Genomic DNA, 16,505 nt, shown 5'->3' with positions numbered 1-16,505 from the left:
GCGGCAGGCACGCTCACACCGGTCCGGGCAGGTAGTTGAAGGGATTGATCGTCAGCGGCCACCAGGTCATGTTCGCTCCGCTCTGGATGACCATGAGACCGATGATGATGAGCAGCGCGGTCGCCGCGAGGGCGATGAGCCGTCCCAGCTGGTTGCGCGTGGCGCCGGAGACCAGGAGCTTCGAGCCGAAGCGCAGACTGGCCGCACCCGGCCCCACCCACAGGACGAGGGCACCGGCGGCACCGGCGGCCCACACCGACCACTGCTCGGAGAAGTCACCGGGCACGATGCCCGCGATGTCGAGTCGGGTGAGCACGAGCATCGCGATTCCCGCGATCGCCGGGAGGATGAAGGAGGCGATCGAGGTCAGCGCCGAGGCAAGCAGGGCACCCGGCGCCGAGGCGAGCGTCCGCCCGAATCCTCCGCCCTCGAGCCCGCGTTCGTACCGATGCTTCTGCACCTTCCGGTCCAGGCGCGTCCCCGTCCGGGCGAAGACCGACCACACGAGAGTGAAGGCGCAGATGACCAGCGGGCTCAGCGGCATGATCGCCACCGCCAGCACGATGAGTGAGAAGACCACCCACCCGCCGGTGCGAATGGTGCGATAGGTCAGCGGCATCCAGCCATAGCCCGGCTGGCCGAACTGACCGGGCTGCGTGCCCGGTCCGCCGGGCTGCATCCCCTGCCCGGGCTGCGCCCCGGAGAGCGTTCCGGGATCGCCGGGCCTGCTCAGCGCCCCGCCCTGATGACCGCCCGGGCTCGCCTGCACGAATCCGGCCCCGCCGAGGTCGGCTCCGGCCATCGGCGACCCCGGAGCGGCCTGGATGCCTCCATTGGGATTGCCCAAGGGCGGCGCGGTTGCCCGATTCAGCGGAGGTCCGGAGACCGGACCGGCCTGACCCGGCTGGTTCGGCTGGTTCGGCTGGTTCGGCTGTGCGAAAGTCTGCCCCGACTGCGCATAGCTCTGTCCGCCCGGCGCGAAGCCCTGACCCTGAGAGCCCTGGCCCTGAACGCCGTACTGATCCTGAGCACCGTAGTGCCCCGGATGCGAGCCGGCATGCCCGCCCCCCGCAGAGCCTCCGGCGGTCGGTCGTGCCGCACCCGGATAGCCCGAGCTGGGATAGTCACCGCGCAGGGCACCGTGACCGGCAGCCTGACCGCCCGGGGCCATGCCTTCATCCACGGCGGGCATGACGGCGGTTCCGCTCGGCGATCGGCGCTGGCCGTCGGCGCCTCTGGCCGCCGCACCGGATGACGAGCCGGCTCCGAGCTGCGGGGGACGCCCGGACTCGATGTCGACGAGGGCGTCGAGGATCATCTGCCCGCTGGGACGACGTTCGGGCTTGGGGTCGAGGCACGCTCCCAGCAGGGGGACGAAGTTCCGCGGAGCCCCGTCGAGGTCGAACTTGCCCATCGCGACCCGTCCCAGCACCGCCTCGAGAGGACCGGAGCCATAGGGGTTGCGGCCGGTGGCGGCGAAGGCCATGGTCGCGGCCCACCCCCACCAGTCGGTCTTCTCGCTCGAGGTCTTCCCATCGGCGATCTCGGGTGAGAGGTAGCCGGGAGTGCCCATGACGAGGCCGGTCGCGGTGACCCGCACCTCGTCGGCGACCTGGGCGATGCCGAAGTCGATGACCATCGGCTCGCCGTCCATGATCATCACGTTCGCAGGTTTGAGGTCACGGTGGATGACGCCGGACTCGTGGACGGCGTTGAGGGAGTCGAGGAGGGCGTGGCCGAAGTGGACGAGCTCGTCCTCGGCGAAGGGCCCGTTCTCCCGCACATCGTCGGACAGCGTCTGACCGTCGACGAACTCGGTGATGATGAAGGGCTGCGCGGAGTCGAGTTCGGCGTCGAGGACCTCGGCGATGCGAGGGTGCTTGATCCTCCGCAGCGTGCGCACCTCGCGCGCGAGGCGTTTGCGAGCGGTCTCGTCATTGGCGATGTGGGGGTGGAGGACCTTGACGGCCACGGGGTTGTTTCCGCCGTCGACACCGAGATAGACGACACCCATGCCGCCCGAGCCGAGCTCCTCGATGAGGCGGTAGCCTCCCAGATCCTGAACCATCACCTGTCACAGCCTAGTCGAGCGGGTACAGTTCATTCCAAGGACCGACACAGGAGGAGGCGCAGATGAACACCGTCGACTCTGCCGCGCCGAGCACCGATTCCCCATATGGTGACAGTGATTTCGTCGTCGTCGCCAACCGCCTTCCCGTCGATCGCGATGCTTCGGATCCGAACCAGGGGTGGCGCACCTCACCTGGAGGTTTGGTCACTGCGGTGGCTCCGGTGATGAAGGCTCAGGAGGGTGCCTGGATCGGGTGGACCGGGGTGCCGGACGTCGATTTCGACCCCTTCACGATCGACGGCATGCACCTCATCCCGGTGACCCTGACAAATGAGGATGTCCTCAGGTATTACGAAGGGTTCTCCAACGCCACACTGTGGCCTCTCTACCACGACGTCATCGTCCCGCCCGAGTACCACCGCACCTGGTGGGATGCGTATGTGCGGGTCAATGAGCGCTTCGCGGCCAAGGTCGCCGAGGTGGCCGCAGAGTCCGCGACCGTGTGGATCCACGATTATCAGCTTCAGCTGGTCCCGCAGATGGTTCGGCGGATGCGCCCAGACCTGGCGATCGGCTTTTTCAACCACATCCCCTTCCCTCCCTTCGAACTCTTCGCCCAGCTGCCCTGGCGTGATGACATCCTCCGCGGCCTCCTCGGCGCCGATCTCATCGGCTTCCAACGGCCTGCCGATGCGGCGAACTTCCGCCGAGCCGTGCGGGCTCGACTGAACTTCACGACCAAGGGGTCGACGGTCTCGGTGCCGGCCGGGGACTTCCTCCCGCCCCATCTGGTCCGCGCCGAGGCGTTCCCGATCTCGATCGACACTCCCTATCTCGAGGAGCTCGCTCGGGATCCGAAGATCATCGAGCGGGCCCGGCAGATCCGCGAGGAGGTCGGCGATCCCAAGGTCATCCTCCTCGGCGTGGATCGGATGGACTACACGAAGGGCATCCGGCATCGGCTCAAGGCCTTCGGCGAGCTGCTGGCCGAGGGGCGGCTCGATGTCGAGGACATCGTGCTCATCCAGATCGCGACGCCCTCTCGTGAGCGGCTTGAGCAGTACAAGATCATCCGGCACGACGTCGAGCTCGCGGTCGGGCGGATCAACGGCGAACAGGCCGATGTCGGCTCCATCGCGGTCCGCTACCTCCACCATTCCTATCCGCGCGATGAGATGACGGCCTTCTTCCTCGCCGCCGACGTCATGCTCGTCACCGCGCTGCGCGACGGCATGAACCTCGTGGCCAAGGAGTACGTCGCGTGCCGCCGCCGTGACGACGGCGCACTCGTGCTCTCCGAATTCACCGGCGCCGCCGAGCAGCTCAAGGGCGCCGTGATGGTCAACCCGCACGACATCGGCAACCTCAAGGCGGGCATCCTCGAGGCCGTGCAGATGGACGAGAAGACCCGGTCGCGGCGGATGAAGCAGATGCGCAAGAAGATCGCCACGGACACCGTCAGCCTGTGGTCGAAGACCTTCCTCGCCGAGCTCGACGCGATCCGCACGAACCCCGAGGCTGTCATTCCCGACCGGCCCACGGCCCTGCCGGACAGGACGACGACCGCCCCCGACCGGCCCGCGACTCCCTCCGACCGTGCCGCGAACTCCGAGGGTCCTGCAGACTCCGAGCGCCCCGCGAACGCCGACGCTGCGACCGCCCAGCGCCCTTCAGACTCCGACCGCGCCTCGTCCTCCGATACCTCTGCCGCTCGATAGGAGCCCCACGTGACCTCGGATCCGACTTCCTCTCCGCCTGCCTGCCCACCGGCCACCCAGTCTCCCGGTTTCACCAACCCCGCCGAGGTGGATCTGCGTGAGCTCGTCACCGCAGAGCGGGTCCTCATCGCCCTCGACTTCGACGGGGTCCTCGCGCCCCTGCAGGACGACCCCGAGACCTCCCGGATCCTGCCTGAGTCCGCCGCGGCGATCGCGGCGCTGAGCTCGATCCCCGGCACCCGAGTGGCCCTGGTCTCCGGTCGCGACATCGCGACTCTGCGCAGGCTGACCGCGCCCCCAGAGGACGTCTGGATCGTCGGCTCCCACGGCGCCGAGGTGGACCTCGGCACCGCCGCCCGTTCCCCCGAGCTCACGGCCGCGGAGAGGTCGATGCTCTCAGCGATCGATGACCACCTCGATTCATTCGCACACACACTGCCCGTCGAGGCCGCCGAGGCACCCTCGGCCACCGGGTTCAGGGTCGAGAGGAAGCCCTATTCGCGGACCGTGCACACGCGCGGCTTCGACGCCGCATTCGCCTCCGCTCTCCACGAGCACGCCGTCGCCGTGCAGCAGGAGTTCCCCGACATCCGTGTCATCGAAGGCCACGACATCACTGAACTCGCCGTCAAGCAGGCGACGAAGGGCGACGGACTGCGCGAGCTCATGACCGCCGAGGCGGCGACCGCGGTGGCCTACTTCGGCGACGATGTCACCGATGAGGACGCCTTCGCCGAACTCGAGAGGCTCTCCGCCGACCACCCGGCGGCAGTGCTGGGCGTCAAGGTCGGCCCGGCTCCGACCCGGGCACCCGTGCGGATCGCGGATCCGGATGCGGTCGCCGCACTGCTGGCCCGCCTCGCTAAGCAGCGTCTCGCAGCACAACGTCTTTCCGCGCAGCGCCGCAGCGCAGACGATTCCTGACCGCGCACCTGAATCGGCCGGTCCCCCGCCTCGGCGCCGGCCTTCACCGTCAGTGCAAGGGCACAGCCCTCAGCGTCGCTGCGGGGGGCACGGACCTCACCATCGTTGCGGAGGCACAACCCGCAGCGTCACTGCGGGGCACGGCCTTCACGGGTCAATGCGCGACACAGCCCTCAGCGTCGTTGCGGGGGCACCGCGCTGGCGCGCAGCACGAGATCCGGGGCGACGGTGTAGTCGATGTGCGCGGGTTCGGGGCCGGCCTCGATCATCGTGCGCATCTCATCGATCGCCGACTGCGCGACAGTGTTCCAGTCGTAGCTGACCTGAGACAGCGGCGGGGCGATGACATCGGCGTCGGGCACATCGCCGACGGTGAGCAGGGACAGATCGCGCGGCACTTCAAGGCGCAGCCTCTGCGCCGCCTCGAGGATCCCGAAGGACAGCGAAGGCGCGCAGGCGATGACCGCGGTGCAGCGCATGTCGAGCAGCTCCTCGGCGGCGGCGACGCCGGCCATCGCTCCCCCCGCGGCTTCGACGACGGGGGCCTGATCGCGGGTGGCCGGAATGTGGAGGACGCCGGCCATCGACTTGCGGAAACCCGCGATCCGGGCCGGCGCCGCCGAATCGGCGAGCACCGCCAGACCGATGCGCCGGTGGCCGAGGTGGACGAGGTGCTGGACGGCGGTGTCGATGCCCCCGGTGGCGTCAAGGTAGATCCGTGAGATCCCATCCTCGTGCCGGGCATTCGAGATCCTGATCAAGGGCAGTCCGCGCTCGTCCAGCACTCCGGCGAGCACGCCGGCCGCTCCCCCACCGACGACGATCGCTCCGGCCACGCTCGGCCCGCCCACGCCCGTCTCCAACAGGGACTCGGCGAGGGCCTCGACACGTTCGAGCTGCGCCTCGACATGGACGACGGCGATGCGGGAGGAGAACATCCGGTTCGTCAGGATCTCGGACAGGCGCACATAGGGATCGACGTTGCCCGAGCCCACTGCGGGTTTGATGAGCGCGATCGTAGCCGTGTCCGCTCGCGGAGTCTCCCAAGGTTCTCCTTCCACCCCGAGGATCGCCAGGGCCTGTCTGACCTTCGCCAGAGAGGTCGGCGAGACGGAGGTGTGATCGCGCAGCGCCCGCGAGGCCGTGGCCTTCGAGACCCCAGCCGTCGCGGCGATGTCGGCGAGTCCGACGTGCCTGTGCTCGCTCATTGTCTGGGCTCGCTCACTGTGTTCGCTCACTGTCGGGCCGCCGCCGTCGAGGTCCGGGCGATCAGCCGCGGGCGGAAGACCGGTGGAACCGAGGGCAGTCCGGTCGAGGAGATGCGCAGCGTCTGCAGGGTCGCCCCGACGAGGGCGTTCGAGAGTCCATCGACATCGAGGCCGAGGACCGTGGCCGGCGGACCTGTGAACTTCATCGTCGGAGCGTCGCCGAAGCCGACGACCGACATGTCCCGCGGAACCTGGAGGTGCCGGTTGCGCAGGCCGTGCAGCGCCCCGTGCAGCTGCAGGGCCGACTGGACGATGACCGCGGTGCAGGTCGCATCCTTGAGGTCGAGCACCGCCCGCGAACCGCCGGAGAAGGACTTGGGAACCTGGGCGATCCAGTCATCGAGCCGGACACCGAGGTTGCGCGCCGGATGCTCGGCCCGGAAGCGGCGGATCAGCTGGACCGCGAGTTCCCCGCTGTCGTTGCAGATCAGACCGATGCGACGGTGTCCGATCGCCTGCAGGTGCTCGAAGGCCGTGGTCATTCCCCCGCCGAGGTCGAGGCGGGCGGCGATGATGTCGCCGCTGGCATCCTCGTCGCCCACCGCGGACTGCTCGTCGACGCGGATGCAGGGGATCGTCGTGTGCAGACTCGTCAGGGTCGGGGTGACGAGGGCGACGGCACCGGCCCGGACCGCGACCTCGAGGGGTTCCGGTTCGGTCTCCACGGGTGGTCGGGTGATGAGCAGGCCGTGGTCCTGCAGGGCCGTGGCCACCCGGGTGCAGACCTGGACCTGCCAATGCTCGGGATTGCCGGGGGCACCGACAGCGACCAACCGCCTCGGCGCTTCATGGAGCAGCGTCGAACGCGCGTAGCCGAGCTCGTCCATCGCCGTCAGCACCTTGGTCCGTGTCACCTCGGCGACGGCCCCGCGACGGCCGAGCACACGCGAGACGGTCGCCAGGGAGACTCCCGCATGGGCGGCGACATCGTCGAGCGTGACCTTCATACCGGGAAGTCTATCGGTGGGCGCGCAGGTGTGGGGCACTGCGGCCGGGCGTCCCGCCCAGCCCGCACTCAGCTGTGCACCTGCGCACTGACACAGTGCTGAGAATCACTCTACGCTGTGTCGAATAGGATGTCGGTGAACGCCTCGGTGCGCTTAGGATGAAGGTGACTGAGCATCCCCGCCAGGTCGCCGACGACCAGCTGCTCATGAACTACATGAACTACTTAGGAGGAAACATGTCAACAGTGTCGTTGAATGGCCTCAGTCACGCCTACGAGAACACCGCGTCCGATTCCGTGCATCCTTTCAACCTCTTCATCGACGACGGCGAGTTCCTCGTCCTCTACGGTCCATCGGGATCCGGCAAGTCGACGATTCTGCGCATGCTCCACGGGCTCGAAGCGCCGAAGTCGGGAACCATCCTCATCGACGGGGTCGACGTCACCCACGCCGCGGTCAACGATCGCGATGTCACCCTCGCCCTCGAGAGCTATGCGCTCTACCCGCATATGAGTGTGCGCGACAACCTCGGCTTCGCCCTGCGCGTCGACGGTCTGCCCGCCGAGGAGATCGCCGAGAGAGTCGAGTCGGTGACCTCGAAGATCGGCCTGCGAGACTTCCTCGACTCCGTTCCCGGCGACCTCTCCCAGCTCCAGCGTCAGACCATCGCCCTGGCCCGGGCCGTGGTGCGACGACCCAAGGTCCTGATCATGGACGAACCCGTGGTCAACCTCGTGCCCGAGCACAAGGCCGAGACCCTTGCCCTGGTCAAGGACCTGCAGCAGGAGTTCGCACTGACCACCCTCTACGCCACCTCCGACCTCGAGGATGCGAAGGTCCTCGGCGACCGGATCGCCTTCCTCGACCACGGCCGCCTGGTCGGGGTGGAGAAACCCGAAGTCGCCGAGGCGCTCGTGGCCTCGATCGCCGACGGGGAATCCTGAGCGGTGTCCGAGGTCCCGTCGCCCGCCGAGGCAGCGACCTCGGCTGAGATCCCGGCGCCGCGGATCCAGGCGGTGCGCACTGCGGAGCACTCCGCGCTGGCCGAGCTGCCCTGGCATCTTCCGCTCAGCGACTGGCCGGAGGATCTGCTCGGCGGACTGCCCCGAGGCATCTCCCGCCACATCGTGCGCTACGTCGAGATCGGCGATGAGGTGCTCGCAATCAAGGAGACCGAGAACCGGCAGGCCCTGCGCGAATTCGACATCCTCGGCGTGCTCGAGAATCTCGACGTCCCCACCGTCGCGGCCCGCGCCTATGTCACCGACCGGAGGTCCGCCTCGGGGGAGGCTCTGCCGGGAGCGTTGATCACGGCCTATCTCGATTTCTCCCTGCCCTACCGGGCCCTGTTCTCCCGGGATCTCGCTCAGGACACCGGGGGCCGCCTCGTCGATGCTCTTGCCGTGCTTCTGGCCAGGCTCCACCTCGTCGGCTTCTACTGGGGCGATGTATCGCTGTCGAACACCCTGTTCCGCCGCGATGCCGACGCCTATGCCGCCTATGTCGTCGACGCCGAGACCGGCGAGCTGCACGATCAGCTCTCGGACGGGCAGCGGCAGATGGATCTGCGCATCGCGCGGACGAACATCGCCGGAGACTTCCTCGATCTGCAGGCCGCCGGTCTCATCGATCCTGCGATCGATCCGCTTGCCGCGGGGCAGCGACTGTGCGAGTCCTATGAGGGGCTGTGGACCGAGCTCACCCGGGTCGAGGAGTTCAGCGTCAACGAGCGCTGGCGCATCGACGAGCGCATCCGCCGCCTCAACGACCTGGGCTTCGACCTCGGTGAGCTGACCGTGACGACCGACCTCGACGGGGTCAGCCTGCTCGTCGAGCCGAAGGTCGTCGAGCCGAACCACCATTCCCGCAGGCTGCTGCGCCTGACCGGTATCGGGGCGAACGAGAACCAGGCGCGGACCATGCTCAACGACCTCGACTCGTACCGTTCGGCCCCCGAATTCGCGGAGTCGGCGGAGGCCACGGGTGAGGACTCGGCGGAGCTCGGCGAGGCGGAGGCGGCGCGGAAGTGGCTCGAAGAGGTCTACAAACCGCTGATCCAGGCGATTCCCGAGCACCTCACGCACAAGCTCGAGCCCGGGCAGATCTTCTACGAATTCGTCGAACATCGTCGGGTCATGTCTCGGGCCCGGCAGCGCGACATCCCGACGATGGAGGCGATCGCGTACTTCATCGTCGACTACCTGGCCAACCTGCCCGACGAATCCCGCTACGTCGACAGCAAGCAGTTCTGAGGCTGCGGGTCTGAGCCCGCAGTCCACGACGTGGAACAGGCGGGCCGGGACCGCCTCGGCGGGCATACCTTTGATCTCAATGGGGCGAGCCGCCCGGTCACGCCCATGACGATCACCGATCCCGTCACCCGGAAGGACCTCCGATGTCGCACGTCCCCCAGGATTCCTCACCGAACTCGACCACCGCATCTGATTCGACAGCCGCGTCGTCTTCAACACCGAACTCGATGCCGACGAATGAGCACAACCCTTCGATTCCCTCCCTGTTCGATCTCAGCGGCCGCACCGCCGTCGTCGTCGGTGCCGGCTCCGGACTCGGGCAGGCGAGCGCGCTCGGCCTCGCCGACGCCGGTGCCCACGTCATCGCCGCCGACCTCAATGTCGAAGGCGCCGAGGCGACCGTCCGGCTGATCGCGGACCGCCGAGCTGCGGGTGGAGCTGGCGCCGGAACCGGTGCGAGCGCCGGAACCGGCGCCGTGGCCGAGGCCGCCCGGGTCGACATCACGGACTCGGCTTCGGTCGATGCGCTCGTCGCCGCCCACCCCGAGGCGCAGGTCCTCGTCATCACTCCCGGGGCGAACGTGCGCAAGCGCCTGACGAACACCACCGACGAGGAGTTCGACAAGGTCATCGACATCAACCTCAAGGGCACGTACCGGCTGATGCGCGGCTTCGGCACCGAAATGGCCGAGCGCGGTCGCGGCTCCATCGTCACCTACTCCTCTTTCCGCGCGCTGACGATCGAAGCCGGGCAGGGACTCTACGCTGCGGCCAAGGCCGGGGTCGTGCAGCTGACGAAGACCATGGCCAGCGAGCTCGGACCGCGGGGCGTGCGCGTCAACGCGATCCTGCCCGGCCCCTTCGACACACCTCTGACCCAGCAGATCAAGGCCGACGGCCGGTGGTGGGGCGCCTATGCGGACAAGACCGCACTGGGCCGGTGGGGCACCCTGCACGAGATCGCCGGACCGGTGCTGTTCCTCGCCTCCGACGCCTCGAGCTACGTCACCGGCCACTCGCAGCTCGTCGACGGCGGCTGGATGGCCCACGACGGACGGTTCACTCCGGACGTCTGAGTTCGAGCTGACTTGTTCGAACTGCGGGGCTCGATCTGTGGGGATTGATCTGCCGAGTTCGATCTGCTGAGGCGGGCCCGCTTCGGCGGCGCGGGACCTCACCCCAACCTCGGCGGGGGCTGAAGAAGCCCGACCACGCCTCAAGGGCGCGTGCGACAATATCTCTATGACCGCACCAGACTCTCCGACCCCAGGATCCGCGAGCGAAAGGCCGGGCTTCGCCCGTCAGCTGGGTCGTCGAAAATCGATCTCCAGCATGATCAAGGACACCAGGGACTCGGAGTCGCAGGGTCTGCGCCGCACCTTCGGGGTCTTCCAGCTGACCATGATCAGCGTCGGGGCGACTCTGGGCACCGGCATCCTCGTCATCCTCGGCGAGGCGGTGCCGATCGCCGGTCCCGCCGTGTGGCTGGCGTTCATCCTCGCCGGCATCACGGCCCTGCTTTCGGCGGTCAGCTATGCGGAGATGGCCGGAATGGTGCCCGTCTCGGGGTCGAGCTACTCCTATTCCTATGCCACGCTCGGCGAAGGGGTGGCCTGGGTCTGCGGGTGGTGCCTCGTCCTCGAATACGCTGTCTCGGTCGCGGCCGTGGCCGTCGGCGCCGCCGACTACGTCAATGAGACGCTGCGGATCTTCGGACTCTCGCTGCCGCCCTCGCTGACCTCGGGTCCCGGGCTGCCCGAGAGCCCCGGAGGAGTCATCAACCTCTCCGCGCTCATCGTCATCGTGCTCGCCACCGTTCTGCTCATGCGCGGGGCCAAGGAGTCCGGGGTGGTCAACACGATCATCGTCTTCGTCAAGCTGGGCATCCTCGTCTTCTTCGCGATCGTCGCCTTCACCGCGTTCAAGGCCGGACACTTCGAACCGCTGCTGCCGATGGGGGCCGCCGGCGTCACCGCGGCCGCCTCGAGCGTGTTCTTCTCCTACATCGGCTTCGATGCGGCCTCAACCGCTGGTGAGGAGGCGAAGAACCCGAAACGGGATCTGCCGCGCGCGATCATCCTCTCGATGGTGATCGTGACCTCGATGTACGTGCTCGTGGCCATCGCCGCGATCGGCGCCAGGGAGTGGGAGTGGTTCTCCGATTCCAAAGCTCCCCTGGTCCAGATCATCCACGAGATCACCGGCTCGAACCTCGCGGTCTTCATCTTCTCCGCCGCGGCCGTGCTCGCAATCTTCTCCGTCGTCATCACCGTCCTCTACGGACAGTCGCGCATCCTGCTGACGATGTCACGCGACGGCATGGTCCCGCGCATCTTCGGCATCGTCTCCCCGCGCACGGGCACGCCTCTGGCCGGGACCCTCATCACCGGCGGGCTGGTCGCGATCACGGCCGCTCTCATCCCGCTCGGCGAGTTGGCGAATGCTACGAGCATCGGCACCCTCTTCGCCTTCTGCCTCGTCAACATCGCCGTCATCTACCTGCGGGTCAAGCGCCCCGACCTCGAACGGTCGTTCAAGGTCCCCTTCGGTCGGGTGATCCCGATCCTCGGGGCTCTGGCGTGCGCGTTCCTCATGGTCAACCTCAGCGGCACCACCTGGGCGGTGTTCGGCCTGTGGATGGTCGTCGGCGCACTCATCTACTTCGGCTACAGCCGTCGCCACTCCCGCGTCGGCGCGCTCAGCGAGTCGGACTACCGCAGCAGCGTCGACACCTGAGCCGCACCCGGCCTCTCACCCCCTCCCCGAGAACTACCTGGGGGCCCAGCAACGTCGCGCGACGTTGCTGGGCCCCCAGGTAGTTCTGGGCGCTCGGGGCCAGGGTCAGGGGCGGCGGGCGCGGGCGACCTCGTAGAGGGACACGGCCGCGGCGATGCCTGCGTTGAGCGACTCCGTGGACGCGGCGATCGGGATCGACACGATCTGGTCGCACTTCTCGGCGATGAGGCGAGAGAGTCCCTTGCCCTCGGAGCCGACGACGATGCACAGCGGGTCGCGGCTGAAGCTCAGCCCCGGCAGATCGACGTCGCCATCCATGTCGAGGCCGACGACGAACACGTTCTGCTTCTTCAGCTCGTCGATCGTCCGCGCCAGGTTGACGACCTGCGCGACCTTGGTCCGGGCCGCCGCACCGGCGGAGGTCTTCCAGGCCGCGGCCGTCATCGAGGCGGCCCGGCGTTCGGGAATGATCACGCCGTGACCGCCGAAGGCAGCGGTCGAGCGGACGATCGCGCCGAGGTTGCGCGGATCGGTGATCCCGTCGAGCGCCACGATCAGCGGCGCCTCTCCCCGGTCCACGGCGACCTCGAGCAGGTCCGCGGGCTCGGAGTACTGGTAGGGCGGGATCTGCAGGGCGATGCCCTGATGGATCGCGTCATCGGTGAGCCGGTCGAGGTCGGGCTTGCTGGCCTCGAGCATCGAGATTCCGCGCTGCGTGGCCAGGGTGATCGATTCGCGGACGCGGTCATCGGAGTCGATGCGACCGGCCACGTACATCGCGGTGGCGGGCACGCCTTCGCGCAGGGCCTCGAGCACGGAGTTGCGGCCGGCCACGACGTTCGACCCGAGCTCCTTCTTTCGGCGCTTCGCCTGCGCGGCGGCAGCGGCGTTCTTCTGGTTCGCCGTCTTGTGCGCCTTGTGATAGACCCGGTCCTCGGCCTTGGGCGTGGGGCCCTTGCCGCGCAGACCGCGCTTGTTCTTTCCGCCGGAGCCCTTGGTCGGGCCCTTCTTGGAGCCGCCGGAGCGGGGGTTGGAAGCCATGTGATTCCTTCGAGTGCGTTGGTGGCCGCGGGCCGGTGCCCGGGGCCCGGAAAATCAGTTGCCTGCGCCGAGGTGGTAGCGGTACCCGTCGGCCGTGTCCTCGATGACGACGCCGGCCGCGGCGAGGTCGTCGCGGATGGCATCGGCGGCGGCGTAGTCCTTGGCCGCCTTCGCCTCGGTGCGTTTGGTCGCCAGAGCGTCGACGAGGGCCTCGAGCGCCGCTTCGGTGGCCGCGTCGGAGCCGGATCCGGCCCACGCCTCGGCGCTGGGATTGACGCCGAGGATGTCGAGCATGAGTTCGACCTCGGCCACGATCTTGGCCAGACCTTGGCGGTCGGTGCCGGAATCGAGGAGCTTCGCGCCCTCGCTCACGGAGGCGAAGACCACGGACAGCGCCTTGGGCACACCGAGGTCGTCGTCGAGTGCGGCCGCGAACTCGTCCGGCACGTCGACGCTGCGATCCGCATACGCCTGGCCGACATCCGGCAGCGCCGGTGCCGATGCGCCGAGGGCCTGCCGGGCCCGCTGCAGGAAGTTCGTCAGCCGCTCCAGCGACGCGGCCGAGCGCTCCATCGCCTCGGGTGAGAATTCGAGGATCGAGCGGTAGCTGGCTCCCGTGAGGAAGTAGCGGACGGCCAGCGGGCTGAAGCGCGCGAACAGGTCCGAGGCGAAGATCGAGTTGCCCAGGGACTTCGACATCTTGTCGCCGCCGACGTTGAGCAGACCCGAGTGCATCCAGATGTTCGCGAAGGCGTCACCCGCGGCGCGGGACTGGGCGATCTCGTTCTCGTGGTGCGGGAAGCGCAGATCGAGTCCGCCGCCGTGGATGTCGAAGTGGGACCCGAGGTACTTCGTCGACATCGCCGAGCATTCGATGTGCCAGCCGGGCCGACCCCGACCCCAGGGAGCCGGCCACGAGGCGGTCTCCGGTTCCCCGGACTTGTGCCCCTTCCACAGGGCGAAGTCCCGGGCGTCCTTCTTCCCACGCAGCTCAGAGTCGTCGGCCGGCGCCATGTCCTCGAGCTTCTGGTTCGTCAGTTCCCCGTAGTCCGCCCACGAGGCGGCCGAGAAGTACACATCTCCGCTGTCGTCGAGTGCGGGATAGGCATGACCGGACTCGATGAGTCGCCCGATGAGTTCGATCATCTCCGTGATGTGGCCTGTGGCCCGGGGTTCATAGCTCGGCGGCAGTACGTCGAGAGCCTGATACGCCGAGGTGAAGGCTCGTTCGTAGATGAAGGCGTGGGCGAACCAGGGCCTGCCCTCTTCGACGGACTTCGACAGGATCTTGTCGTCGATGTCGGTGACGTTGCGGATCAGGGTCACCGAATAGCCGCGGTAGAGCAGCCAGCGACGCAGCTGGTCGAAGACCGACGCCGAGCGCAGGTGACCGATATGGGGTTCGCCCTGCACCGTGGCACCACAGACGTAGATCCCCACGTGCCCGTCGGTGACGGGGCGCAGCTGTTCGGTCGTGCGGCTGGCCGTGTTGTAGAGCGAGATAGTCACATGCTCAGTCTACCGGGCACGCCCAAGCGATGATCGCCAGGCAATCCGATACCAGACTGTTACGCAGCTCACGTGATGCGCGGCACATTGCACAGCGAGTTCCCAGTAAAGTGGACTCAGCACACAGCAGGCGTCTGCGCAGAAGTCACCCCGCGGACGGCCTTCGCAGGTTGTCGGACCGGACTCACAGCCGAGTCCGGATCCGGCGCTCGGCCGCACAGCTCGGCGGTTGGTACAGAAAGGACATCATGTCTTCCACGGCTACACCCCAGAGGGAGGTCTTCGCCACCCGCGGCGCGTTCATCTTCGCGGCCATCGGCTCGGCGGTCGGCCTCGGCAACATCTGGCGCTTCCCGTATGTCACGTATGACAACGGCGGCGGCGCCTTCATCATCCCCTACCTCGTCGCACTGCTGACAGCAGGCATTCCCCTGCTGTTCTTCGACTACGCGATGGGCCACCGCTCCCGCGGTTCTGCGCCGCTGGCATTCCGGATGGCCACGAAGGTCGCCGAACCCATCGGCTGGTTCCAAACCGGAGTCGCCTTCGTCATCGGCATCTACTACGCCGCGATCATCGGCTGGGCCGGCTGCTACATGTTCTTCTCGCTCAACCAGGCATGGGGCGATGACGCGACGAGCTTCTTCACCGGTGATTTCCTCCACGCGGCAGATCCGGGCGTCTCCTTCCAGTTCGTGCCCGGGATCCTCATTCCGATCATCATCGTCTGGGTCATCACCCTGGGCATCCTGCTCCTCGGGGTGCAGAACGGCATCGCGGGCTTCTCGAAGATCTTCATCCCGCTGCTCGTCATCCTCTTCGTCGCCCTCGTCATCCGCGCACTGTTCCTGCCCGGTGCCGCCGAGGGCCTCAACGCCCTCTTCACTCCGGACTTCGCGGCATTGGCCGATCCCGCCGTGTGGATCGCGGCGTACGGGCAGATCTTCTTCTCCCTGTCGATCGCCTTCGGCATCATGATCACCTACGCCTCGTACCTGAAGAAGAAGACGAACCTCACCGGCTCCGGTCTCGTCGTCGCCTTCTCGAACTCCGCGTTCGAGATCCTCGCCGGCATCGGCGTGTTCGCTGCTCTCGGGTTCATGGCCGCCGCACAGGGCTCACAGGTCGCCGATGTCGCCGACAGCGGCATCGGGCTGGCCTTCATGGCCTTCCCGACCCTGATCTCGGAGATGCCCGGCGGTGGGCTGTTCGGCTTCGCCTTCTTCGCCTGCCTCGTCTTCGCCGGCCTGACCTCGCTGATCTCGATCGTGCAGGTGCCCATCCAGGCACTGCGCGAGAAGTTCAGGATCGGCAACAAGGCCTCGATCATCCTCGTCGGCGGTGTCATGGCGATCATCTCGATCCTGCTCATGCCCACTGTCACCGGTCTCTACGTCCTCGACACGATCGATGCCTGGGCGAACAACCTCGGCATCGTCGGCGCAGCGGTCGTCGGCCTCATCGTCGTCGGCTGGTTCGCCAGGAAGCTTCCGGTGCTGCGCAACCACCTCAACGCCATCTCGAGCTTCAAGGTCGGCTGGTTCTGGATGATCATCCTCGGCGGTGTCACCACTCTGGTGCTCGCCTATATGCTCATCCACCAGATCATCCTCTACGCCACCGAAGGCTACGAGGAGTACCCGACCAGCGTCACGGGCGTCTTCGGTTGGGGCATGATCGGTCTGCTCATCGTCGTCTCGATCGTCCTCTCGCTCATCAAGTGGCCGAAGAAGACGCTCGACGAGCTCGACGCCGCGGTCGCCGATTCGGTGGCCGAAGAGGGCTCAGCCGGACAGGGCTCGGCCGGACAGACAGGAACCACCACTCACGGAGGAGAACACTGATGGGCACCTCGGCAATCATCATGATGGTCATCGCCATGGTCACGGTGTGGGGCGGCTTGGCAGCCGCGATCGCGCACCTGCGCAAACATCCCGACATGGAGTGACCCGACTCGGGTAGGAACTCCGACGAGGGCGGTTCGATGCATGAGGCATCGGGCCGCCTTCGACATTCACAGCGCCCATCCCGGCGATCAT

Annotated in this window: 13 protein-coding genes; 8 read left to right on the top strand and 5 right to left on the bottom strand. The window is 67.6% G+C overall.

Features of this window, described 5'->3' with window-relative positions; genetic code table 11:
- Positions 1–13: 13 nt before the first annotated feature.
- Positions 14–2,068, bottom strand: coding sequence for a serine/threonine protein kinase (locus CV023_RS05925; protein ID WP_230745169.1), 2,055 nt, complete (start codon positions 2,066–2,068; stop codon positions 14–16).
- Positions 2,069–2,133: 65 nt separating this feature from the next.
- Here CV023_RS05925 and CV023_RS05920 point away from each other — a divergent pair, with 65 nt between their 5' ends.
- Positions 2,134–3,789 (top strand): alpha,alpha-trehalose-phosphate synthase (UDP-forming), encoded by a 1,656-nt coding sequence (locus tag CV023_RS05920; RefSeq protein ID WP_230744543.1) that lies wholly within the window; start codon positions 2,134–2,136, stop codon positions 3,787–3,789.
- 9 nt (positions 3,790–3,798) lie between these two features.
- Positions 3,799–4,713 (top strand): trehalose-phosphatase, encoded by a 915-nt coding sequence (gene otsB / locus CV023_RS05915; protein WP_230744542.1) that lies wholly within the window; start codon positions 3,799–3,801, stop codon positions 4,711–4,713.
- A 173-nt stretch (positions 4,714–4,886) separates the two neighbouring features.
- On the opposite strand, the gene CV023_RS05910 is transcribed toward otsB, so the two are convergent.
- Entirely contained in the window at positions 4,887–5,921 is a 1,035-nt protein-coding gene (locus CV023_RS05910; RefSeq protein WP_230744541.1) for a substrate-binding domain-containing protein, read from the bottom strand.
- Positions 5,922–5,947: 26 nt separating this feature from the next.
- Complete coding sequence (locus CV023_RS05905; RefSeq protein WP_230744540.1) at positions 5,948–6,928, bottom strand: LacI family DNA-binding transcriptional regulator; 981 nt, start codon at positions 6,926–6,928, stop codon at positions 5,948–5,950.
- A 164-nt stretch (positions 6,929–7,092) separates the two neighbouring features.
- Here CV023_RS05905 and CV023_RS05900 point away from each other — a divergent pair, with 164 nt between their 5' ends.
- The 4 genes from CV023_RS05900 (at position 7,093) to CV023_RS05885 (ending at position 11,916) form a co-directional block, all read left to right on the top strand.
- A complete protein-coding gene (locus CV023_RS05900; RefSeq protein ID WP_230744539.1) occupies positions 7,093–7,872 on the top strand; it encodes an ABC transporter ATP-binding protein in 780 nt (259 codons plus the stop codon).
- Between the two features lie 3 nt (positions 7,873–7,875).
- Positions 7,876–9,180: a DUF4032 domain-containing protein gene (locus tag CV023_RS05895; RefSeq protein ID WP_230744538.1), complete on the top strand. Its 1,305-nt coding sequence runs from the start codon at positions 7,876–7,878 to the stop codon at positions 9,178–9,180.
- Positions 9,181–9,407: 227 nt separating this feature from the next.
- Entirely contained in the window at positions 9,408–10,256 is an 849-nt protein-coding gene (locus CV023_RS05890; RefSeq protein WP_230745168.1) for an SDR family NAD(P)-dependent oxidoreductase, read from the top strand.
- Positions 10,257–10,422: 166 nt separating this feature from the next.
- Positions 10,423–11,916, top strand: coding sequence for an amino acid permease (locus CV023_RS05885; RefSeq protein WP_230744537.1), 1,494 nt, complete (start codon positions 10,423–10,425; stop codon positions 11,914–11,916).
- Between the two features lie 105 nt (positions 11,917–12,021).
- Here the strand turns inward: CV023_RS05885 and rlmB are convergent, their stop codons facing one another.
- Positions 12,022–12,957, bottom strand: coding sequence for a 23S rRNA (guanosine(2251)-2'-O)-methyltransferase RlmB (rlmB, locus tag CV023_RS05880; RefSeq protein ID WP_230744536.1), 936 nt, complete (start codon positions 12,955–12,957; stop codon positions 12,022–12,024).
- Between the two features lie 54 nt (positions 12,958–13,011).
- Positions 13,012–14,466, bottom strand: coding sequence for a cysteine--tRNA ligase (cysS, locus tag CV023_RS05875; protein ID WP_230744535.1), 1,455 nt, complete (start codon positions 14,464–14,466; stop codon positions 13,012–13,014).
- Positions 14,467–14,714: 248 nt separating this feature from the next.
- Here cysS and CV023_RS05870 point away from each other — a divergent pair, with 248 nt between their 5' ends.
- Positions 14,715–16,310 (top strand): sodium-dependent transporter, encoded by a 1,596-nt coding sequence (locus CV023_RS05870; RefSeq protein WP_230744534.1) that lies wholly within the window; start codon positions 14,715–14,717, stop codon positions 16,308–16,310.
- Positions 16,310–16,414, top strand: a complete 105-nt coding sequence (locus CV023_RS05865; protein WP_230744533.1) for a methionine/alanine import family NSS transporter small subunit — start codon at positions 16,310–16,312, stop codon at positions 16,412–16,414. The genes CV023_RS05870 and CV023_RS05865 overlap by 1 nt, the downstream gene beginning before the upstream one ends.
- The last annotated feature ends 91 nt before the right edge of the window (positions 16,415–16,505 follow it).

Source organism: Brevibacterium sp. CCUG 69071 (genome assembly GCF_021023135.1).
Taxonomy (GTDB): Bacteria; Actinomycetota; Actinomycetes; order Actinomycetales; family Brevibacteriaceae; genus Brevibacterium.
This window is presented reverse-complemented; position numbering and strand designations above follow the sequence as displayed.